Here is a 20,644-nt window from a genome sequence, read left to right on the forward strand (position 1 = left end):
CATGGGGGAGAAGCGCTGTAGGGCCTGTACGGTCGTATTGCGTATGGAATTTTCGGTGCCATCCCCTGGTCATATCCGCGGGATCGTTCCGCAATCCGACGCACACGCTTCGACAGGATTCCCATGAAGACTCTCTTTGGCCCGGCCGTCTGGCTGATGAACCGTTTGCCCTATCCGCGCAAGTTCCTGCTGCTCGGCGGGGTCGTCTCGGTGGCGGTGCTGCTGCTCCTGGCCAACCTGTACACCACCCTCAACGGGGTGATCGACCTGTCGCGCAATGAGCTGGGCGCCCTGGATACCCTACGCACCAGCCAGACCCTGGTGCAGAAGCTGCAGCAGCACCGGGGCATGTCCTCGGCGGTGCTCAACGGCAATGAGGCCATGAAGGCCGATCGGGCGGCTAAGGAAGGGGAGGTGAGCGCGGCCTTCGAACGCACCGGGCAGGCCCTGGGTGAGCGCCTGGCCGGCGATCCGGACTGGCAGAAACTCAAGGACGACTGGGCCAGGCTGCGCAGCGAAGGACTCACCCTGCCGGCGCCGGAAAACCTGGCACGCCACACCCGGTTGATCGACGATCTGCTGATTTTCCAGGTGACCGTTTCTGACGCGCTGGGCCTGACCATCGACCCGGACATCGATTCGTTCTATCTGATCGACACCATCGTGCACAAGCTGCCCTCGGCCCTGGAACGCCTCGGCCAACTTCGAGCCCGGGGCGCCGGCCTCCTCAGCCGCAAGGAGATGAGCGACAGCCAGAAGGTGGACCTGGTGGCCCTGCTCGCCGACCTGGACGCCCAGACCAAGTACTACCGCATCCAGATCGCCAAGGCCCAGAAGGCCAACGGGGCGGTCAAGGGGCTGATCGGCGATAGCGGCCAGACCTTTCTCGCCGCCGTGGACGGCACTGCCAAGCTGGTGCGCGAGGACATCCTGGGGGGCCACTTCGCCACCCCGCCCAAGGCCTACTTCGATCAGGTGACGAACGTGATCGACCAGGGCTACAAGCAGATGTTCGATACCCTGATCCCGGCCACCGCCACCTTGATCCAGACCCGCATCGACCACGCCCAGCGCAGCCTCTACGTCGCCCTCGGCACCCTGGTGCTGGTGGCCCTTTTGGCCGCCTGGTTGGCCGCCGGCATGTACCTGTCGGTGATGAAGGGCCTGACCGACTTCGCCCGGGGGGCCTACGTCATGTCCAAGGGCGACCTGACGGTGCGCGTCAGCGTCGACACCAAGGACGAACTGCAATGTCTGGCCGAAGGCTTCAACGCCCTGGGCGAGGGTTTTTCCAAGCTGATCCGCAAGGTCCAGGAAACCTCGGGAAAGCTCACCGAATCGTCCCGCCAGGTGGCCGAATCCTCGTCCCAGATCACCGAGGCCACCCAGCAGCAGAGCGACGCTGCCTCCAACATGGCGGCGGCCGTCGAGGAAATGACCGTGGGCATCGACCACATCAGCCACAGCGCCACCGAGGCCCACGCGCTGTCGGCCCAGGCCGGCGACCTGTCCGAATCCGGCGCCGGTCGGGTTCAGGCGGTGGTGGCCGAGATCCAGCGGGTGGCCGAATCGGTGGCCGGCTCGGCGACGGTGATCGAAGACCTGGGGCGCCACTCCGAAGGTATCTCGGCCATCGTCAACACCATCAAGGAAATCGCCGACCAGACCAACCTGCTGGCCCTCAACGCCGCCATCGAGGCGGCCCGGGCGGGGGAAGCGGGCCGGGGCTTCGCCGTGGTGGCCGACGAAGTGCGCAAGCTGGCCGAGCGCACCGGCCATTCGACCCAGGAAATCTCCGCCATGATTGCGGCCATCCAGGGCGGCACCCGGGAGGCGGTAGACAGCATGCAGGGCGGCGTGGAGCGGGTGGACCAGGGCGTGCGCCTGACCGGCGAGGCAGGGGGGGCCATGGGCGAGATCCGCGCCAGCTCCCAACAGGTGGTGACCATGACCAACGACATCGCCACCTCGCTCAAGGAGCAGAGTGCTGCCGCCACCGAGATCGCCCGCAACGTGGAGCGCATCGCCCAGATGGCCGAAGAGACCAGCGCCGCCGCCGCCGGCAATGCCGACACCTCGGCCCACCTGCAAGCCCTGGCCCTGGAGATGCAGGACGAGGTGCGCCACTTCAAGCTGTGATCCCGTTGGTGGCGTTTGCCGAACGCAACGCCTGGCGCGGATTTTAGAGATACCACCGCCAAGATCCGCGCTGGATGCGGCGTTCCGCGATGCCGGTCTGAAACCCCGCGTCCCTTCTTGAGTTTTGGGCAGTGCCCAAAAAGACCGCTTGGCAACAAGCGGTCTTTTTGCATTTGGGAGTCGGTACGATAGCGATTTCCGCCAGGCAAATCTGATCTGGATGAAAGACGCTGGTGGGGAGCGTTCTTAAAATCAACAATAACGTCGTCCGTTTGCCGTAGCGCCATCGGAAGCGATGGACGAGTGACGGGGAAAACGAATCAAAGCAAACAGAAAATCTTGGGGGATCGTTTCATGTCGCTATTTCTCGCGCCTGCCGTGGCGCTCATGAACCGCCTACGCTATGGGCGCAAATTCGCCGTGATCGGCGTCGTGGCCCTGGCCGCCATCGCCATCGTCTTTGCCGGCCTCTTCATCCAGTTGCGCCAGGTCATTACCCAGTCCCAACTCGAACTGGAGGGCATCGAGCTGCTCCAGCCCTTTGGCTCGGTGATCCAGGCCAGCCAGCAGCACCGGGGCCTGTCCGGCGGGGTGCTGGGGGGCAACGGGGCCCTCAAGGCCAAGCTCGACCAGCGCACCGCCGACATCGCCCGCATCCTGGGGCAACTGGACGGGCGCCTGCCGCCGGAACTGCGCGGCAGCCAGCGCTGGGCCTCGATCCAGGAGCAATGGCAAGCGATCCAGGGCGACGGCCTGTCCTGGGTGGCGAGCGAGAACATCGCCGCCCACACCCGGCTGATCGACAGCCTGCTGCTGATGCAGACGGATGCGGCCGATCATTTCCGCATCACCGTGGACCCGGACATGGGTAGCTACTACCTGCTGGAGACGGCGGTGGTGAAGCTGCCCTCCATGCTCGAACGGTTGGGCCAGACCCGGGCCCAGGGCACCGCCATCCTGGCCAAGAAGCAGATCGTCGACGCCCAGAAGGTGAGCCTGGGGGTCCTGGCCGCCCAGGTGCGGGAGACCTTGCGCTTCCTCAATTTCAACCTGGACAAGGCGGCGGCCCTCAACCCCCGGGTGCGGGACACCCTGCTCGCCAGCGCCAAGGACATTTCCGCCGGGGCCGAGGAAGTGGTGGGCCTGGTGAGCCAGGACCTGCTGACCGGCGCCCTGAACAACGATTCCACCGCCTTCTACGAAATGGTCACCAAGGCCATCGACAAGGGCTACACCCAGTATTTCGACACCCTGCTGCCTACCGCCCAGCAACTGATCCGAGTCCGCATCCGGCACGCCGAGGAAACCCTGGCGATCGCCGTGGCGGCTACGGTCCTGCTCGCCTTGCTGTTCTCGTACCTGGCCGCCGGGGTGGCCCGGGCGGTGGGCGAGAGCATCGGCACGGTGGCCGACGGGGCGCGGCGCATCGCCGCCGGCGATCTGGGCGCCCGGGTCGAGGTGAAGAGCCGGGACGAGATGCACGCCGTGGGCGAGAGCTTCAATCAGGTGGCCGATTCCTTCGCCACCCTGGTGCGCAACGTGCAAAGCAGCGCCGGCCGCCTGGCCGAGGCGTCGGAAGGACTGGCCCGCTCCAGCCGGGAGATTTCCCTGTCCACCCAGAGCCAGAGCGAAGCGGCGTCGTCCATGGCCGCCTCGGTGCAGCAGATGAGCGTCGGGGTGGATCACATTAGCCATAACGCCGACGCCACCCGGGCCCTGTCCGCCGAGGCCGAGACCATGTCCGGCCAGGGGACGGAGGTGGTGGGCGGCGTGGTGCGGGGCATCGAGGCCATCGCCGAGGTGGTGCACCGCTCGTCCTCCGCCATGGCGGACCTGGGGCGCCACTCCGAGGGCATCACCGCCATCGTCAATACCATCAAGGAAATCGCCGACCAGACCAACCTGCTGGCCCTCAATGCCGCCATCGAGGCCGCCCGGGCCGGTGAGGCCGGGCGCGGCTTCGCCGTGGTGGCCGACGAGGTGCGCAAGCTGGCCGAGCGCACCGGCCACTCGACCCAGGAAATCGCCGCCATGGTGGACGCTATCCAGAACGGCGTGCGGGAGGCGGTGATCGGCATGGACGAGGGGGTGGCCCGGGTCGGCGACGGGGTGCGCCTCACCGGCGAGGCCGGCGACACCATGGTGCGGCTCCAGGGGGGCGCCCGGGAAGTGGCGGGGAAGGTGGAGGAAATCACCGACGCCCTGCGCGAACAGAGCGCCGCCGCCCAGGAAATCGCCCGTAACGTGGAGCGCATCGCCCAGATGGCCGAGGAAAACAGCGCGGCGGTGGCTGAGAACGCCGGCACCGCCGGGGAGCTGGAATCCCTGGCCGAGTACTTGCAGGGCGAGGTGGGGCGTTTCCGCTTCTGAGGCGCCCCCGCGGCGCAGGCGGGGCCGCTGTCCGGTTGAAGCGGGTCCGCGCGGGTGGGCGCGCTTCAGGCGCCGTGCCAGCGCCCCCAGCCCAGCACCAGCAGCACCGCCAGCGCCAGCCACACGGCGGTGGCGGCTCCCAGGGCGGGGATCAGGGGCAAGCGGTCCAGCAGTACATACAGGGACCCCAGGTAGCCCAGGTAGGGCAGCACCGCCCACAGGCCGAACAGCACCGTGGCCTTCAAGTCGGCGGTGCCGCGTTCGCTGCCGACGATGTAGTGGGCGATCAGGGCAAAGGTGGGGAAGAGGGGGACCAGGCCGGCGATGTAGTAGTTGCGGGTCTTGGCCAGCAGGGCGATCAGCAGCACCACCACGGCGCCGAGCAGGGCTTTGAGGGCGAGGGCCATGCGGATTGTCGGAGGCTTTCCGGGGTCAGGCGATCATGGCGATCAAGGCTTCTTCCAGCTCGATGCGCCCCACCGGGCTGGCCATGGCGATCAGCACGTGGCCGGGCTGCAATTCGAAATCCTTGGCCGGGTTGAACATCCACTCGCTGCCTATGCGCACCGCCAGCAGCACGTACTCGGAGCTGCGCAGGGCCAGCTTGCCCAGGGGGGTGGAGGTGAAGCTGAGGGGCACCGGCACTTCCTCGACCCGCAGGCGCTTTTCCGACTTGAGCATTTCGTCGAGAAAGGACACCACATTGGGCCGCACCATCAGCGAGGCCAGGCGCATCCCGCCGGTGGTGTCGGGGGCGAAGATGGCGTCGGCGCCGGCCTTCTTCATCTTCTCGACGTTGCGTGCCTCCTGGCAGCGGGCCACCACCCGCAGCCGCGGGTTGAGCTGCTTGGCGGTGATGATGATCATCAGGTTGCGCGAATCGTCGCCGGTGACGGCGAACACCCCAGCGGCGGCGCCGATGCCGGCCTTCTCCAGCACGTCGTCGTCGGAGGCGTCGCCGTGCAGGGCGAGCAGTCCGGGGAATTTCTCCCGGTTGGCGGCCAGAGTCTCGCCATTCTCCTCAAGGGCGACGAAGTGCCGGTTGGTGCTTTCCAGTTCCCGCCCCACGTTGCGCCCCACCCGGCCGAAGCCGCAGACGATGTAGTGGTCCTTGAGCTGGCGGATCGTCTTGTCCATGCGTTTTCTCTTCAAAGTGCCGTTCAGGTCCGATTCCAGCACCATCACCGTCACCGACGAGAACAGGAACGACAGGGTGCCGGCGCCGAGCATGCCGATGAACACGGTGAACATCCGCGCCGGCGGATTGTCCGTCATCTCGATGATTTCACCGAAACCGATGGTGGTGACGGTGATGAAGGTCATGTAGAAGCAGTCGAACCAGCTGTAGCGGCCGCCGGTCAGAAGGTGGTAGCCGAGGGTGCCGATGACGTGCACCAGGGCGAACAATGCCAGGGCGCCCTGCAAGTAGCGCAGCACGTTGCTCGGTTCGCGTTGCGAGGCCATGGGCGGAAGAGGGGGAGGTGAGGGCGGTCGGGGCGATTCGGCTCAGGAAGAAGACGCGGTGCGATGCCGCGCGCGGCGGGCGTGCCAGGCACGCACCAGATAGTAGCGCCAGCCGGCGCGCACGATAGCGTATCCCGATGCCGCCAGCAAGGCGGCCAGCAGCACCAGCCCCACCCCCAGGGGCTTGCCCAGGGCCAGGGCCCAGTGGGCCATGGCCTCGACCCAGGCGAGCAACTGGCCGCCGTCGAATTCCGGCGGGCTGACGAAGGTGGCGCTGCCGTCCCCCAGCACCAGCCGGCCCAGTTCGAAGGCCACCAGGTAAAGGGGCACGATGGTAAAGGGGTTGGTGTACAGGGTGGTGAACAGGGCGAGGGGCAGGTTCACCCTCAGGAAGACGCAGCAGATGGCCGCGCCGAGCATCTGGAAGGGGCCCGGGATCAGCCCGCAGAACAGGCCCACGGCGATGCCCCCGGCGGCCGAGTGGCGGTTGAGGTGCCACAGGCGGGGGTGGAGCAGGGTGCCGGCGAAGGGGCGCAGCCAGCGGTTGCCGTGGACCGATTCGTGGTGGGGCAGGAAGCGTTTGAAGATTTTGCGCATGGCTCGGAAATAGTAGCGAGAAAACGGGCGGGAAGCCGGACAAACCGTGGACGGGGGCTTTCCGGGGCGTTGCCGATCGGGGTGGCGCCGCTTTGGCGGCCCAGGCATGGAGCGGGCTTTCTGGTTTAATTGAATGTCATGAGACTGGCGTCCCTATCCTTTGCCCTGGGCGTGCTGCTGCTCCAGGCCCAGCCCAGGTTGCCCGGCTGGCCCTGGGCGCTGCTGTTGCTGCTGTCCGGCGCGGGCGTGCTGGCGGCGGCGTGGCAGACCCGGGTTGCCGAGGCCCGCCGCCGCGCCCTGAGCCTGACGGCCCTGGCCACCCTCCTGGCCGTCCTCGGTTTCTCCTGGGCCGGCTGGCGGGCCGACGACGCCCTCTCCCGCCAGCTGGCGGTAGCGGACGAGGGGCGGGATTTCGTCGTCACCGGCATCGTCACCCGCATGCCCCAGGCCATGTCCTGGGGCGTCCGCTTCGAGTTGGAGGTCGAGCAGATGCAGGGTGCCGGCCTGTTGGGAAAAGAGCCGGGGCCCGCCGTCATGCCGCGTCGCCTGTCCCTGGGTTGGTGGGAGGCGCGCCGCGCCGACAGCCTGGCGGGCCGGGACGCCCGGTCCACGCCGGAGCTGCATTCCGGCGAACGCTGGCGCATGACCGTGCGCCTCAAGCGCCCCCACGGTCTGCGCAACCCGGGGGGCTTCGACGCCGAGGCCTGGATGGTGGAGCGGGGCATCGACGCCAGCGGGGCGGTGCGCCTGGTGCCGGTGCGGCTGTCGGCCTTCGTCGCCCGGCCGGACACGATCATCGAGCGGCTGCGCGAAATGGCGCGGGACCGCTTCCTGGCTGTCCTGCCGCGGCCGGACTACCCCTGGGGCGGTATCCTCGCCGCTCTGGCGGTGGGGGACCAGCAGGCGGTGGATAGCGGGCAGTGGCGCGTCTTTGCCCGCACCGGCACCACCCACCTGATGTCCATATCCGGCCTCCACGTCACCCTGGTGGCCGGGCTGGTGGCGGCCCTGGCCGGCGCCCTGTGGCGCCGCCATCCCCGGGCCCCATTGCTCCTGGCGACGCCCCGGGCGGCGGCCTTGGCCGGCATGGTGGCGGCCCTGGTCTACACCTTGCTGGCCGGCGCCGGCGTGCCGGCCCTGCGCACCCTGATCATGGTGGTGGTGGCCGGCCTGGCGGTGGTATGCGGACGGGCCACCCGGGTCAGCCGGGTGCTGGCGGCGGCGCTAGTGGCCGTGCTGGTGCTCGATCCCTGGGCCGTGCTGGTGCCGGGATTCTGGCTTTCCTATGGTGCCGTGGGGGCGCTGCTCTACGTGGGCGGTGGGCGAATTGAGCTTGCCCGGGACGAAGAGGGCGGCACCACCCGGACGTGGCGCGGCCGGATGCGGCTGGCCCTGGCCCGCTTCGGCCTGGCCCAGTGGACCGCCACCCTGGCGACCCTGCCCCTGGTCCTCTTCTTCTTCCAGCAATTCTCCCTGGTGTCGCCCCTGGCCAACGCCGTGGCCATCCCTGTGATCAGCTTTGTGGTCACGCCCCTGACCCTGCTTGCGGCGCTGCTGCCGGTGGACAGCCTGCTATGGCTGGCCCATGCCGTGCTGTCTCCCCTGATGTCCCTGCTCGTCTGGCTGGCGGATCTCCCCCTGGCGGTGTGGTCGCCCCCGGCGCCGCCGATCTGGAGCATGGCCCTGGCGGTGGCCGGGCTGCTCTTGCTGCTGGCGCCCCGGGGGCTGCCCGGGCGGCTGGCCGGTGCCTTGCTGCTATTGCCCCTGGTTACCTGGCCGGTGCCCCGGCCCGGCGCGGGGGAAGCCTGGGTCACCGTGCTCGACGTGGGCCAGGGGTTGGCGGTGGTGGTGCGCACGGCTGGCCACGTGCTGGCCTACGATACCGGCCCGGCCTGGGGCGAAACCGATGCCGGCGAGCGGGTGGTGGCGCCCTACCTGCGCACCCTTGGGGTGGGGCGGCTCGATGCCCTGGTGGTGACCCATTCCGACCGGGACCACTCCGGCGGCGCCCTGTCGGTGCTGCAGGCATTTCCCACCGCCTGGCTGGTGGACACCCTGCCCGAGGCCCACCCCGCCCATGCCTTCGGCGTGCCGCGGGACCTGTGCGAGCACGGGCTGGCCTGGGAGTGGGACGGGGTGCGCTTCACCGTCCTCCATCCGCCCCGGGAAGCCGTGGCGCCGGGCATCAAGCCCAACCGGCAGAGCTGCGTGATGACGGTGGATGCAGCCGGGCGACGCCTGCTCCTGGCGGCCGACCTGGAAATCCCCGACGAGGCCGCCGTGCTGCGCCGGGGCGGCCCGGAACTGCGCGCCGACGTGCTGGTGGCGCCCCACCACGGCGGCGCCAGCGCCTCGTCCCCGGCGTTCGTCGGGGCCGTGCGGCCGGACCAGGTGGTGTTCTCCGCCGGCTACCGCAACCGTTTTTCCCATCCCCGCCCCGAGGTGGTGGAGCGCTACCGGGAGATCGGCAGCACCGTGTGGCGGACCGACCAGGACGGCGCCGTCACCTTCCGCCTGGGAGTCGATGGGGTGTCCGGCAGTTCCGAGCGCCAGGACCGGCCGCGTTACTGGGCGGCCCGCCAGGAAATGTCAGGAATGCCGAGATAGCGACGATTGTTGCCGCGTTAGGTGTGAAATTTTCCCTAAGCCCCGCTGCCGTAAGGACTTTTTTTCTTGTCCACAGAATCTGTGGATAACTTTGTGAATAAGACGGGGATGAATGCCCTAAGTCGCCTCGGGGCAAGGGTTTTTGTTACTTTGCCTAGAAACCGGGCTGGAAAATTACTTATTTAAAAACAGTGGGTTAATATAATTTTCTGCTTGGCAAGCGGTTTTTGTGACGGGCGGACAAGTTTTGTTACAGGAAAGGTCGAGGTGTGCATAAGTCAAGCCCCGGGGCGCACTTTTTTTGTTCCGGCGGGCCTTGACAGCCGTGTTTGCCCTTGTCCGCTGGAGGGGCATGGCGTGAGGGGTCATCCTCATTGGTTATCATGCCCCCTGTCCTGTTTTACGGAATCGATTACGCCATGTCCGTCCTGACTCCGCTGCATCGCTGGTGGACACGTTTCTCCGGCCGCACCGAGCCCCTGGTGCCACGCCAGCGAAGCGTGCTGTGCGCCGATCCCCATGGCCTGCACCGCATGGCCTACACCGAGTGGGGCGATCCGGCCAATCCCCGGGTGGCGGTGTGCGTCCACGGCCTGACCCGCAACGGGCGCGACTTCGACGAGCTGGCCCGGGCCCTGGCCGCCGATTACCGGGTGGTCTGCCCCGACGTGGTGGGACGCGGGCAGAGCGACTGGCTGACGGAGCCGGCCGACTATGGCTTCCCGACCTACATCGCCGATATGGTGACCCTGATCGCCCGGCTCGACGTGGAGTCGGTGGATTGGGTCGGCACCTCCATGGGCGGGCTGATCGGCATGCTGCTGGCGGCCCAGAACAAGGCGCCGATCCGGCGGCTGGTGCTCAACGACGTGGGGCCAGTGATCACTGCCGAATCCCTGCAACGCATCGGCCAATACGTGGGCAATGCCCCGCGCTTTGCCAGCCTGGCCGATGCGGTGGCCTATGTGCGTACCGTGTCGGCCCCGTTCGGCAATCTCAGCGATGACCAGTGGCAAGCCCTGACCCGGCATTGCGTGCGCCAGGGCGAGGACGGAAGCTGGACCATGGTCTACGACCCGGGCATCGGCGCGCCCTTCCGCAACGGCTTTGTCTATGCGGACGTGAATTTATGGGGCTTCTACGAATCCCTGCGCCTGCCGGTGCTGGCGATCCGGGGAAAGGAATCGGACCTGCTCACCTCTGAGGTGCACCAGGCCATGGGCGCCCGAGGGCCCCGCGCCTCGCTGGCGGAAGTCGCCGAAGTGGGGCACGCCCCCATGTTTACCGACGCCGGCCAGATTCGGCTGGTGACCGATTTTTTGCTTCAGGAGTGAGGATGAAGGTCGACACGAACATTTCCGCCCGGACCCTGCGGGTCGCGGTGCGCGACCTGGAACTGGAAGTGGGCTGTTGGAGCCCGGCCGGCGCCCCCGCCGGGGCGGATCTGGTGCTGCTGCACGAAGGGCTGGGCAGCCTGTCGCTGTGGCGCGATTTTCCCGAGCAGCTCGCCGCGGCCACCGACCGCCGCGTCTGGGCCTGGTCGCGTCAGGGCTACGGGGCTTCGGGCCACGACCCGGTGCCGCGCACCCCGGACTACCTGGAAATCGAAGCCCGGGACTGGCTGCCCGCCACCCTGGTGGCCCTGGGCATCGAACGTCCGGTGCTGGTGGGCCATTCCGACGGCGGGTCGATTGCGCTGCTGCACGGCCTGCTTTTCCCCGGCGCCCAGGCGGGGGTGATCGCCATCGCTCCCCACAGCTGGGTCGAGGAGGAATCCCTGGCCGGCATCCGCATCGCAGGCCAGTCCTGGCGCGACAGCTTGGGCAAGGCAGGGGGCTTCCAGGCGCGCCTGGCGCGCCATCACGGTGACGCCGACCGGGTTTTTTCCGACTGGCACGATACCTGGCTGTCGCCCCCGTTCCGCCATTGGGATATCCGCTCGCGGCTGCACACGATCGCCTGTCCGACCCTGGCGGTGCAGGGACGCCAGGACGAGTACGCCACTCTGGGCCAGATCGAAGTGGTGCGCGATTCGGTGCCGGGCGCCGAGATGGCGGTGATCGAGGACTGCGGCCACTCGCCCCACCGGGAGCAGCCGGCGGCGCTGATCGCCATTCTGCGCACGTTCCTGGCCGGAAAACCCTGATTCCTGGTCAGGGAATTTAGTGCGACACCTGGAAATCTGACTGTAATCTGACGAAAATTGCTTCAAAAACCCGGTTTCAGGGCCCTGGAGTGGGCCGTGCCGGGTTTTTGGCGGCTTTTTTCGCTTGATCCAGCGCAAAAAACGGCGATTTTTGCCATTTTTTACACGCGCCATATTGCAGTGCGCCAGAGGCTTTACGATAATTATTCTCAGTTGCAGTCCGAGCAAGCTTGCCAGAACCGTTCCGCCGGTCCCCGCAAGCCAGCTCAACACCAAATAAAACCAACTGGGAGTTCGATATGCGCTGGCGTTCCTTGCTCGATAAAACCGTTTTTGCCCTGGCTGTTTCCTGTCTCGCCTCCGTTTCCGCCCACGCCGTGGAATACCCGATCGGCACCCCGCAGCAGCGGGCCGGCATGGAAATCGGCGCGGTCTACCTGCAGGCCGTGACCATGGAGCCGGACGGCATGATGCGCAAGGTGGAGGAATCGGATATCCACCTGGAAGCCGACATCCACGCCATGGGCGGCAACCCCAACGGTTTCGAGGAAGGCGCCTGGATTCCTTACCTGGTGGTGAAGTACGAGGTCACCAAGATCGGCACCAGCCAGAAGGTGAGCGGCGAGATGATGCCCATGGTGGCCAACGACGGCCCCCACTACGGCGACAACATCAAGCTGTTCGGCCCGGGCAAGTACCACGTCAAGTACACCGTGATGCCGCCCTCCGCCAATCCCCATTCCCACTTCGGCCGCCATACCGACCGCCTCACGGGCGTGCGCCCCTGGTTCAAGCCCTTCGATGTGGAGTACGAGTTCACCTACGTCGGCGTGGGCAAAAAAGGCGGTTACTGAGCCATGTCCGCCCGATCCCTGTGGCGGCCCGCTCGCGTGGCCGCGATGGTAGCGCTCGCCCTTTCGCCGGCGGTCAGCCAGGCCGATACCGACCCGGAAGTGCGCAAGCTTCTGGAAAAATTGACCCAGCGCCTGGACCGGCTGGAAAAGCGCAACGCCGAACTCGAAGCCGAGCTGAAGGCGGCCAAGACCGCGCCGGCCCGGGCCGTGGCACCGGCATCCGCCGCGCCCGCGGTAGCAGCCCCGGCCGCGCCCGCGGCCACCGCCAGCCTGGAAGCCCGGGTGAAGACCCTGGAGGAGCAAAGCGCCCGGGTGAATGACGGCCTCAACCGCGAAGACGTGAGCGAGAACGAGCCCGAGCTGACGGCCCGCCTCAAGGCGGTGGAATACCAGTCCCTGGGCATGCTCAAGCAGGCCCGCATGGCCGAGGCCCTGGATGGCATCACCGCCGGCATGAGCCTGTCCACCGTGGCCCAGCGTCCCAGCAATGGCAGCGGCCCGGCCGGTTCCGACCTGGTCGGCAAGTCCAACAACAGCCAGCTCAACTACCGGGGCGACGTCTATGTGACCTTGCCCCTGGAGAACATCGGCGACATCGAGAGCCGCATCTTCGCCCAGTTCCGCTTCGGCCAGGGGTTCGGCCTGAACGACCTGTACAGCTTCTCCAAGCCCAACGCCACGGCCTTCCGCGTCACCAGCCTGAGCCCGGACGACTCGGTGGCGATCCTGGGGCAGGCCTGGTACCAGGCCACCATTCCGCTGCCCTACGGCGGCTTCAAGCCCCACTCCAAGGAAAGCCTGGAGATCACCTTCGGCAAGATGGACCCCTTCGTCTTCTTCGACCAGAACGCGGCCGCCAACGACGAGACCAAGCAGTTCCTCAACACCGCCTTCGTGCACAACCCGCTGCTCGATGCCGGCGGCGACATCGGCGTCGATGCCAACGGCTTCGCACCGGGCTTCCGCGTCTCCTACGCCAACAGCGTGAACAAGCGCGAGGTGTGGCGCCTGTCCGCCGGCGTGTTCGGTGCCGGCAAGGGGTCCAACTATTCCCGCTTCTTCTCCTCGCCGCTCCTGATCGTCCAGGCCGAAACCCAGCAGCGCTTCTTCGGCGGCCTGCTCGGCAACTACCGCCTGTACTACTGGCGCAACGGCCAGGCGCCGACCTTCGAGGACACCGCCGCCCACCGCTCCGGCTGGGGCCTGTCGGTGGACCAGCGGGTTGGGGACACGGTGACCCTGTTCGGCCGCTACGGCCAGCTGGTGCAAAATACCGGCGCCCGCTTCGACCGGGCCCTGACCGTGGGGGCCGAGTTCAACGGTTCCACCTGGAACCGGGGCGGCGACTCCCTGGGCATCGGCCTGGGCATGATGCGGGCGGCCAGTTCGTTCCGCAGCACCTCCAGCCTGATCGACATCGACGGCAACGGCGTGCCCGACTACGGCTTTGCCGCCACCGGCAGCGAGCGCCTGGTCGAGCTGTACTATCGCTACCGCATCAACAAGCAGTTCGAGCTATCGCCCGACCTGCAATACATCGCCCGGCCCGCTGGCAACCCCGACGCCAAGGGCATCACCTTGATCGGCTTGCGCGCCCAGCTCACTTATTGATCTTGAGGTTTGCCCGTGAAAATCGTGTCGCTATCACTATCGCAACCGTTCCGCCGCCTGGCCCGGCAGGCTGCCGCCCTGGCGGCCCTGGCCTGCATGGCGGCGGGCGCCCCGGCCCTGGCCGATGAACTGCCCACCTTCAACCTCGTCATCCGCGCCGGCAAGTTCTACCCCGACGTGATCGAGGTGCCGGCCAACACCAAGTGGAAGCTCACCATCCACAACGAGGGGCCGGGGGCCGAGGAGTTCGAGAGCATCGAGCTGCGCAAGGAAAAGGTGCTGGCCCCCGGGGCCAGCAGCTTCCTCGTCTTCGCGCCGATGAAGCCGGGCACCTACAAGTTCTTCGGCGATTTCCACCCGGAAACCGCCCAGGGCAAGATCGTCGCCAAGTAATGCGGCCGCAGGTGCGGCCGTTCGCTTTCGTATATCGCAGTCTTCGCAGTTGGAGTTCGCATCATGGGAAATGCCCTGTTCATCGTCTGGCGTGAGAGCCTGGAGGCCATGCTGGTGGTGGGGGTGCTCTACGCCTGGCTGGCGCGCAACGCCCCCGAGCGCCTGCGCGCCCTGTGGGCCGGCACTGCCGGCGGCCTGGCCCTGGCCGGCGGTCTGGCCTACGCCATCGTCAGCGTCCAGGACGAGCTTTCCGGCGAGGCGGTGGAATGGTTCCAGACCGGGGCCCTGCTGCTCGCCGCGGTGCTGATCGCCCAGATGGTGCTGTGGATGCAGAAGCACGGCCGGCACATGAAGAAGAGCATCGAGGCCGACGTGGCCGCCGCCGCCGAGAAGTCCGGCGGCCTGGGCATCGCCCTGGTGGCGGCCCTGGCCATCGGCCGCGAAGGCGCCGAGACGGTGATCTTCCTCTACGGCGTCGGCCTGGAGCAGGGCAGCGCCCTGACCACCCTGGGCGGTGCGGCTATCGGCCTGGCCTTGGCGGCGCTCACCGCCTGGGCGGTGAGCCGGGGCCTGCGCGGCCTCACCTACGCCACCTTCTTCCGCGTCACCAGTCTGCTGCTGCTGATGTTCGGCGCGTCCCTGCTGGTGGCCGGCGTGGACCGTCTGGTGGGTGCCGGCCTGCTGCCGGCCCTGGTGGATCCGCTGTGGGACACCTCGGCCCTGCTCGACGACGGCGCTGGCCTGGGCAAGCTGCTCTACGCCGTGGTGGGCTACCGGGCCATGCCGTCCCTGTCCCTGGTGCTGGCCTACGCCGCCTACTGGGCGGCGGTGTTCCTGGTCGGCCGGATCGGGGGTGGGGCGCCCAAGCCGGCGGCAGCGCCGGCCCGGGAGAACGGCCGTGGCTAGATCGGCGACGATCCCCATCGTCCCGGTGGCGTCAGTGGCGCCACCTTCTCCCCGGTCACCCCTGGCGACCACCTTCCTCGGCCGCCTCGGTGAGGCCATGCGCCGCCACCGCCGCGTCATCCTGGCCATCCAGTGGGTGGTCATCGTCGTTTACGTGGGCCTGGTCACCGTGCCGGCCTTCATGCCCCTGCCGGAAACCGGCGCCACCATCGTCTCCAACCTGACCCTGGCCGCCCAGTTCGCCTTCTGGGGCATCTGGTGGCCCTTCGTCATCTTCACCACCCTGTTCGCCGGACGGGTCTGGTGCGGCGTGTTCTGCCCCGAAGGGGCCCTGGCCGAGCACGTCAGCCGCTTCGGTCTCAACCGGCGGGTGCCCAAGTTTATCCGCTGGAGCGGCTGGCCCTTCGTCGCCTTCATCCTGACCACGGTCTACGGCCAGCTGGTGAGCGTCTACGAATACGCCCAGGCAGCCTTGCTGGTGCTGGGCGGCTCGACCCTGGCGGCCATCGCCGTGGGCTTTCTCTACGGCCGGGAAAAGCGCGTTTGGTGCCGCTACCTGTGTCCGGTGAGCGGCGTGTTCAGCCTGCTCGGCCGGGTGGCGCCGCTCCAGTTCAAGGTGGATCGCCAGCTGTGGCGCGAGCACCGGCCCAATTTCCGCCTCGAATGCGCCCCCCTGGTGGACGTGAAGGGCATGACCGGCTCGTCCGACTGCCACCTGTGCGGTCAGTGCAGCGGCTTCCGCGAGGCGGTGCACCTCACCGCCCGGCTGCCCGGCAGCGAGGTGGCCCGGCTGCCCGACGGCGAGGTGTCGAAGTGGGACGCCCGGCTGGTGGTGTTCGGCATGCTCGGCGTGGCGGTGGGGGCCTTCCAGTGGAGTTCCAGCCCCTGGTTCGTCATGGTCAAGCAGGCCCTGGCCGAGTGGCTGGTGGAGCGCAACTGGTTCGCCCCCCTGGAATCGGACATCCCCTGGTGGGTCCTGACCCACTATCCGGAAGCCGGTGATGTGTTCACCTGGCTCGACGGCGGCCTGGTGCTCGGCTACATCGGTGCCATGGCCCTGGTGCTGGGCAGCTGGATCAGCCTGTGGCTGGCGGTGGCCGGCCGGATCACCGCCACGGCCGGCGAATCCTGGCGCCACGCCGCCCGGCGCCTGGCCTACACCTTGACGCCCCTGGCCGGCCTGGGCATCTTCCTCGGCCTGTCCGCCCTGACCGTCACCCTGCTCAAGGCCGAGGGCCTGCGCTTCCCCTGGCTGGGCAGCGCCCGGGGCGCGGTGCTGGCCATCGGTGTGCTGTGGAGCCTGGGCCTGGCCTGGCGCCAGTTGCACCACCGCAAGGCCCCCCTGCCACGCCTGGCCGCCGCCCTGGCCTGCGTGGCCGTGGCCTTGGCGCCGGTGGCGGCAAGCTGGATGCTGCTGTTCTACGTCTGGTAAGCGTGTGGGTCCGTTCCCCGGACGCTCTCCGGATTTTCCAAGCAGGTTGCGATGAACCGCCCGGCATTGTCCGGGCGGTTTTTTTCATGCCGGTTCATGTCAATTGCCCCGGCAGGCGGGGCTGGTCAGGGCCAGGTGCGCCCAGGCGCGGTCGATTTCGCCGGTGCGGGCGGCGCAGGGTCGGCGCCCGGCGGTGAGCACCACGCTGTAGGGCAGGGCCTGGGGACGGTCGCCGAAGCGGGCCAGCACTCCGGCCGGATTCGACGGCGCCGTGAGGGCCAGCACCGGCGGCAGCAGGGCTTGGCGTACCGATTCCGGTGCCGCCAGGGTTTCGGAGGGGCGTTGGACCGCGACCGCGATCACCCGCAGCCGACCCTCCCTGGCAATGGCCGCCAGTTCCGCCATTTCGCGCACGCAGCCGGGGCAGTCGCTGCGCCAGAAGTTGACCAGGGTCGGCGCCGGAGCCAGGGCGGACAGGCGTACGAAGCCATCGTCGCCGGCCAGTTCGAAATCCAGGGAGGTGGCCGGGTCGAGGGCGGCGGAAGCGAGGGTGGGGAGGCTGGCGAGCAGACAGGCGGCGATCCGGTTGCGGGCCCGGCCCCATCGGGGCCGGGAGGTTCCTGCGGCAACGCCCTGCCGCATCGAAGGGGAAATGGGCACGGTCAGAGGGTGAATTTCACGCCGGCATAGAGGAAGCGGCCGCGGTTGGGGCCCCACAGATGGGTGACGTCCAGGCTGCCGTTGCGGTCGATCCAGAGAAAGCTCTCCTTGGTGGCCTGGCGGTAGTCGAACAGGTTGTCGGCCCCGGCGTAGGTGCTCCATTGCTTGTTCACCCGGTATTCGGCGCGCAGGTCCACGGTCCAGAAGGTCGGGCTCTTGTCGCGCTTGGGCGTGCCGTCCAGGTTGTAGCGCGGGTTGTTGGCGTAGTCGTAGAACTTGGCCAGGTTCTGGCTGCCGGTCCAGGTGGCCCGGGTAAACACGTCCCACGGACCGCTGGCGTAGTCGAGGCGGAAATAGGCGCGCTCTTCGGGGCGGGCGAACACCAGGGTGCCGGGGGTGAAGGTGTAGTGGTATTTCTCGACGCCCACCGTGCCTTCTAGGGTCGTGGTCAGCTTGTGGGTGAGGGTGAAGTCGCCGCCGACCACGGTCACCGGGGTGGTGGCCGAGCTGAACACGGTGATCGGGTTGCCGGATGCATCGGTGTGGTTGGGGTCGAGCAGGGCCATGTTGTAGATGCGGTTCCACGACAGGTTGCCCGACCAGGCGGTGCGGTCCCCGGCGTAAGCCAGGGTGTAGGTGGCGTTGTGGGAGACCTCGGGTTTGGTCACTTCGCGCACGATGCGCACCGTGTCCAGAATGCCGTGATCCTGCTCGAAGAACGAGGTGGGGGCCCGGTAGCCCTTGCCCACGGCGAAGCGGCTGTTGAGGTGGTCGGTGTGGTTCCACAGCACGTTCAGGCGCGGGCTGGTGATATTGCCGAACACGTTGTGGTGATCCACCCGGACCGACCCGTTTACTTCCACGGCGCCGTCGAAGAACGGGCGGTAGGCTTGGAAGAAGGCGCCCGGGGTGCGATAGACGTAGTTGTCGATGCCGTTGTTGACTTCGCCGGCTGCATCCGCGCCCCGGCTGGAAAGGTCTTCGTAGCGATAGTTGAGGCCGGCGGTGACCAAGCTGCTGCCCAGGGGCTGCTGGGTGCTGGCTTCCAGGTAGTACTGGGTCTGGTCGGCCTTGTAGACGGCCTTTTCGTAGAACGAGTCCTGCTTGTGCCGGGCATAGCCGACGGCTAGGCGCAGGGTGCCGTCTCCCAGGCCGCGGGTGCCGCTGGAGACGAACTGGGTACGGTCGGTGAAGATGATTTCCGACATGCCGGCGCGGCCGTTGTCGTAGGGCACCAGGGCCCCGGTGGAAGGATCGATCCAGCCGTCGGGGGAGGGGGAGCCGTGGGGGCCCTTGGACCAATCGAAGGGATTGCCCGAGCCATCCGCCTTGACGCCGCCGTAGTCCTTGCCCATCGCGCCGCCCATGCGTTTTTCGCTGACCACGTCGAAGCGGCCCCGTACCTTGAAGCCGCCCCAGTCGTCACCGAAGAAGCCCAGGCCGCCCATGTCGCGCTGGTAGCCGGTGTACTGGGAAATGCCGCTGCCCACCGCATCCACCGTGTTGTGGCCGGTATGGCTGGCGCTGAGGGTGACGGCGCCGCCGTCGAACATCCGGGCGCCAAACAGGTTGGTCTGGTTGTGGCCGTAGCTGCCGAACTGCTGGTTGGCGATGAACTCGTTGGCGGTGGGTCGCCGGGTCACCAGGTTCACCGCACCGGCCAGGGCCTCGGGCGCGATCAGGCTGGCGCCGGCACCCCGGGAAACGTCGATCCGCTCCAAGCCCCCCAGGCTGACGCTGTCCAGGCCGTAGGCGGAGGAGACGGACGAATAGATGGGAATGCCGTCGATCAACAGGGTGGTGAAGCGGCCGGGCAGGTTGTTGAGCACCACATTGCGCACGTTGCATATCGAGCATTCGGTCTGCACCGCGATGCCGGGACGCTTGTCCAGGGCCTCGGTCAGGCTGGTGGCGCCGCTGCGCTCGATGTCCCGCTGGGAAAGGCTCTCGGTGGCAACGATCTCGTCCCGCAGAATCGCACGCCCGGTGCCACGGCTATTGGTTACGGTCACCTCGCCCAGTTGCTGCTCGGCAGCGAGGGCCGACGCAACGGGAATGCAGGCGAAGGCCATGGAGACGGCCAGACTGAGCGGGAGGGGCGAGGTGGGGAACGGGCGGTGTGAGCGGGTCATGGCGTGGAATGTGTAATGAGTTCTGTTGTTGTGCGCAGATTTGTATCGAATCTGTTGCAAAACATAATAATACGAATTGTTCTCAATACACAATATGTGCAACTTTGTTGCGTTTATTCTGGCCGTGCCGCGGCCGAATCCGGGAAGGGCGACGTAGAAATGGAAACGGCCCGCAGGAGCGGGCCGTGGAAGGCAGGGAAAGGGCTAGGGTTAGTGCCCACAGGGGCAGGTTGCCAACCTGCGCAATGGTGTGCCGATGGGGCTGAGAGGTTTTCAGGATGAAAAATTGGCCGGCATCAGGAGCGGGGTCAGGGGCGGGAAAAGCACCGGGCCCACGATTGCGGGCCCGGTGGCGAGGAAAAGCGAGCCTTGTATCTTTCGAGCTCGGACCGCTTCAGTCCTGCACGAAGCGCATCGACAGGTCCAGGGCGAGCACATCCTTGGTCAGGCCGCCGATCGAGATGCGGTCCACCCCGGTTTCGGCGATGCCGCGCAGGGTGTCGAAGTTGACGCCGCCGGAGGCTTCCAGGACCGCTCGGCCGGCGGTGCGGGCCACGGCCTCGCGCATCTGCTCGTTGCTGAAGTTGTCGAGCAGCACCATGTCGGCGCCGGCGGCCAGGGCTTCGTCCAGCTCGGCCAGGTTCTCCACTTCTACCTGGATGAACTTGCAGCGCCCCTCGGCACCGGCTGCCACCTGGCGGGCGGCGGCCATGGCGGCGGTGATGCCGCCGGCGGCCATGATGTGGTTTTCCTTGATCAGGATGGCGTCGTAGAGGGCGATGCGGTGGTTCTCGCCGCCGCCGCAACGCACGGCGTATTTCTGCGCCAGGCGCAGGCCGGGCAGGGTCTTGCGCGTATCGACGATGGCCGCCTTGGTGCCGGCCACCGCCGCGACGAAGCGGGCGGTCTTGGTGGCGACGCCGGAGAGCAACTGGAGGAAGTTCAGCGCCGAGCGCTCGGCGGTGAGCAGGGCCGGGGCATTGCCGCGGATCTCGCACAACACCTGGTTGGGCGCCACCCGGTCGCCGTCGGCGGCGTGCCAGACGATCTGCACGCTGGGGTCCAGGGCGGTGAAGCAGCGTTCGAACCAGTCCCGGCCGGCTAGCACCGCGTCTTCTCGGGAGATCACCGTGGCGCGGCCGGGGCGGCTGGCGGGCACCAGGGCGGCGGTCAGGTCGCCGGGGCCCACGTCTTCGTCCAGGGCGGCGGCGACGTTGCGGTCGATGACGTGGGAAGGGGGCAGGGCCGCGGCCAGGGCGGCGGAGGCAGCACGGGACATGAGGTGCTCGGCGGAGAGTGACGGGAAGGCGGGCATTCTACCCGCTCCGCCGCG

General features: G+C 67.7%; 16 protein-coding genes. 10 read left to right on the forward strand and 6 right to left on the reverse strand.

What is annotated here, in order from left to right; translation table 11 throughout:
* Positions 1 to 123 precede the first annotated feature (123 nt).
* Both LWW89_RS05665 and LWW89_RS05670 read left to right on the forward strand, forming a co-directional pair.
* Positions 124 to 2,139: a methyl-accepting chemotaxis protein gene (locus tag LWW89_RS05665; protein ID WP_293262480.1), complete on the forward strand. Its 2,016-nt coding sequence runs from the start codon at positions 124 to 126 to the stop codon at positions 2,137 to 2,139.
* A gap of 354 nt (positions 2,140 to 2,493) precedes the next feature.
* Positions 2,494 to 4,509, forward strand: a complete 2,016-nt coding sequence (locus LWW89_RS05670; RefSeq protein ID WP_293262483.1) for a methyl-accepting chemotaxis protein — start codon at positions 2,494 to 2,496, stop codon at positions 4,507 to 4,509.
* 65 nt (positions 4,510 to 4,574) lie between these two features.
* Here the strand turns inward: LWW89_RS05670 and LWW89_RS05675 are convergent, their stop codons facing one another.
* From LWW89_RS05675 to LWW89_RS05685, 3 genes are read right to left on the reverse strand one after another with little or no spacing between them, the layout of a single operon-like run.
* Entirely contained in the window at positions 4,575 to 4,916 is a 342-nt protein-coding gene (locus tag LWW89_RS05675) for a GlpM family protein (RefSeq protein WP_293262486.1), read from the reverse strand.
* Between the two features lie 25 nt (positions 4,917 to 4,941).
* Complete coding sequence (locus LWW89_RS05680) at positions 4,942 to 5,973, reverse strand: potassium channel protein (RefSeq protein ID WP_293262489.1); 1,032 nt, start codon at positions 5,971 to 5,973, stop codon at positions 4,942 to 4,944.
* A 42-nt stretch (positions 5,974 to 6,015) separates the two neighbouring features.
* Positions 6,016 to 6,570, reverse strand: coding sequence for a DUF2062 domain-containing protein (locus LWW89_RS05685; RefSeq protein WP_293262492.1), 555 nt, complete (start codon positions 6,568 to 6,570; stop codon positions 6,016 to 6,018).
* Between the two features lie 138 nt (positions 6,571 to 6,708).
* Between LWW89_RS05685 and LWW89_RS05690 the strand changes: the two genes are divergently transcribed.
* The 8 genes from LWW89_RS05690 (at position 6,709) to LWW89_RS05725 (ending at position 16,519) form a co-directional block, all read left to right on the forward strand.
* On the forward strand, positions 6,709 to 9,177 hold the full coding sequence (locus tag LWW89_RS05690; protein ID WP_293262495.1) for a DNA internalization-related competence protein ComEC/Rec2: 2,469 nt from the start codon (positions 6,709 to 6,711) through the stop codon (positions 9,175 to 9,177).
* Between the two features lie 419 nt (positions 9,178 to 9,596).
* A complete protein-coding gene (locus LWW89_RS05695) occupies positions 9,597 to 10,511 on the forward strand; it encodes an alpha/beta hydrolase (RefSeq protein WP_293262498.1) in 915 nt (304 codons plus the stop codon).
* 2 nt (positions 10,512 to 10,513) lie between these two features.
* On the forward strand, positions 10,514 to 11,323 hold the full coding sequence (locus tag LWW89_RS05700) for an alpha/beta hydrolase (protein WP_293262501.1): 810 nt from the start codon (positions 10,514 to 10,516) through the stop codon (positions 11,321 to 11,323).
* Between the two features lie 299 nt (positions 11,324 to 11,622).
* On the forward strand, positions 11,623 to 12,177 hold the full coding sequence (locus LWW89_RS05705) for an iron transporter (RefSeq protein ID WP_293262504.1): 555 nt from the start codon (positions 11,623 to 11,625) through the stop codon (positions 12,175 to 12,177).
* A gap of 3 nt (positions 12,178 to 12,180) precedes the next feature.
* The gene (locus tag LWW89_RS05710; protein ID WP_293262507.1) at positions 12,181 to 13,788 is read left to right on the forward strand and encodes a carbohydrate porin; all 1,608 of its coding nucleotides are present in this window, start codon (positions 12,181 to 12,183) and stop codon (positions 13,786 to 13,788) included.
* A 15-nt stretch (positions 13,789 to 13,803) separates the two neighbouring features.
* Positions 13,804 to 14,181: a cupredoxin domain-containing protein gene (locus LWW89_RS05715; RefSeq protein ID WP_293262510.1), complete on the forward strand. Its 378-nt coding sequence runs from the start codon at positions 13,804 to 13,806 to the stop codon at positions 14,179 to 14,181.
* Positions 14,182 to 14,244: 63 nt separating this feature from the next.
* On the forward strand, positions 14,245 to 15,087 hold the full coding sequence (locus LWW89_RS05720; RefSeq protein ID WP_293262513.1) for an FTR1 family protein: 843 nt from the start codon (positions 14,245 to 14,247) through the stop codon (positions 15,085 to 15,087).
* Complete coding sequence (locus LWW89_RS05725; RefSeq protein ID WP_293262516.1) at positions 15,080 to 16,519, forward strand: 4Fe-4S binding protein; 1,440 nt, start codon at positions 15,080 to 15,082, stop codon at positions 16,517 to 16,519. The genes LWW89_RS05720 and LWW89_RS05725 overlap by 8 nt, the downstream gene beginning before the upstream one ends.
* A 99-nt stretch (positions 16,520 to 16,618) precedes the next feature.
* On the opposite strand, the gene LWW89_RS05730 is transcribed toward LWW89_RS05725, so the two are convergent.
* The 3 genes from LWW89_RS05730 to nadC all read right to left on the reverse strand — a co-directional run bounded on the left by LWW89_RS05730 (position 16,619) and on the right by nadC (position 20,590).
* Positions 16,619 to 17,179 (reverse strand): TlpA disulfide reductase family protein, encoded by a 561-nt coding sequence (locus tag LWW89_RS05730; protein WP_293262519.1) that lies wholly within the window; start codon positions 17,177 to 17,179, stop codon positions 16,619 to 16,621.
* A 2-nt stretch (positions 17,180 to 17,181) separates the two neighbouring features.
* Entirely contained in the window at positions 17,182 to 19,311 is a 2,130-nt protein-coding gene (locus tag LWW89_RS05735) for a TonB-dependent receptor (RefSeq protein ID WP_293262522.1), read from the reverse strand.
* A 394-nt stretch (positions 19,312 to 19,705) separates the two neighbouring features.
* Positions 19,706 to 20,590: a carboxylating nicotinate-nucleotide diphosphorylase gene (gene nadC, locus LWW89_RS05740; protein ID WP_293262525.1), complete on the reverse strand. Its 885-nt coding sequence runs from the start codon at positions 20,588 to 20,590 to the stop codon at positions 19,706 to 19,708.
* Positions 20,591 to 20,644 lie beyond the last annotated feature (54 nt).

Origin of the sequence: Oryzomicrobium sp. (assembly GCF_021287045.1) — a bacterium.
GTDB lineage: Bacteria > Pseudomonadota > Gammaproteobacteria > Burkholderiales > Rhodocyclaceae > Oryzomicrobium.

Bases quoted from the DNA above. Each gene is read 5' to 3' on its own strand.
- LWW89_RS05735 (WP_293262522.1), bottom strand. From the start codon at position 19,311: ATGACCCGCTCACACCGCCCGTTCCCCACCTCGCCCCTCCCGCTCAGT.
- LWW89_RS05685 (WP_293262492.1), bottom strand. From the start codon at position 6,570: ATGCGCAAAATCTTCAAACGCTTCCTGCCCCACCACGAATCGGTCCAC.
- LWW89_RS05670 (WP_293262483.1), top strand. From the start codon at position 2,494: ATGTCGCTATTTCTCGCGCCTGCCGTGGCGCTCATGAACCGCCTACGC.
- LWW89_RS05720 (WP_293262513.1), top strand. From the start codon at position 14,245: ATGGGAAATGCCCTGTTCATCGTCTGGCGTGAGAGCCTGGAGGCCATG.
- LWW89_RS05695 (WP_293262498.1), top strand. From the start codon at position 9,597: ATGTCCGTCCTGACTCCGCTGCATCGCTGGTGGACACGTTTCTCCGGC.
- LWW89_RS05705 (WP_293262504.1), top strand. From the start codon at position 11,623: ATGCGCTGGCGTTCCTTGCTCGATAAAACCGTTTTTGCCCTGGCTGTT.
- LWW89_RS05675 (WP_293262486.1), bottom strand. From the start codon at position 4,916: ATGGCCCTCGCCCTCAAAGCCCTGCTCGGCGCCGTGGTGGTGCTGCTG.
- LWW89_RS05710 (WP_293262507.1), top strand. From the start codon at position 12,181: ATGTCCGCCCGATCCCTGTGGCGGCCCGCTCGCGTGGCCGCGATGGTA.
- LWW89_RS05665 (WP_293262480.1), top strand. From the start codon at position 124: ATGAAGACTCTCTTTGGCCCGGCCGTCTGGCTGATGAACCGTTTGCCC.
- nadC (WP_293262525.1), bottom strand. From the start codon at position 20,590: ATGTCCCGTGCTGCCTCCGCCGCCCTGGCCGCGGCCCTGCCCCCTTCC.
- LWW89_RS05690 (WP_293262495.1), top strand. From the start codon at position 6,709: ATGAGACTGGCGTCCCTATCCTTTGCCCTGGGCGTGCTGCTGCTCCAG.
- LWW89_RS05680 (WP_293262489.1), bottom strand. From the start codon at position 5,973: ATGGCCTCGCAACGCGAACCGAGCAACGTGCTGCGCTACTTGCAGGGC.
- LWW89_RS05700 (WP_293262501.1), top strand. From the start codon at position 10,514: ATGAAGGTCGACACGAACATTTCCGCCCGGACCCTGCGGGTCGCGGTG.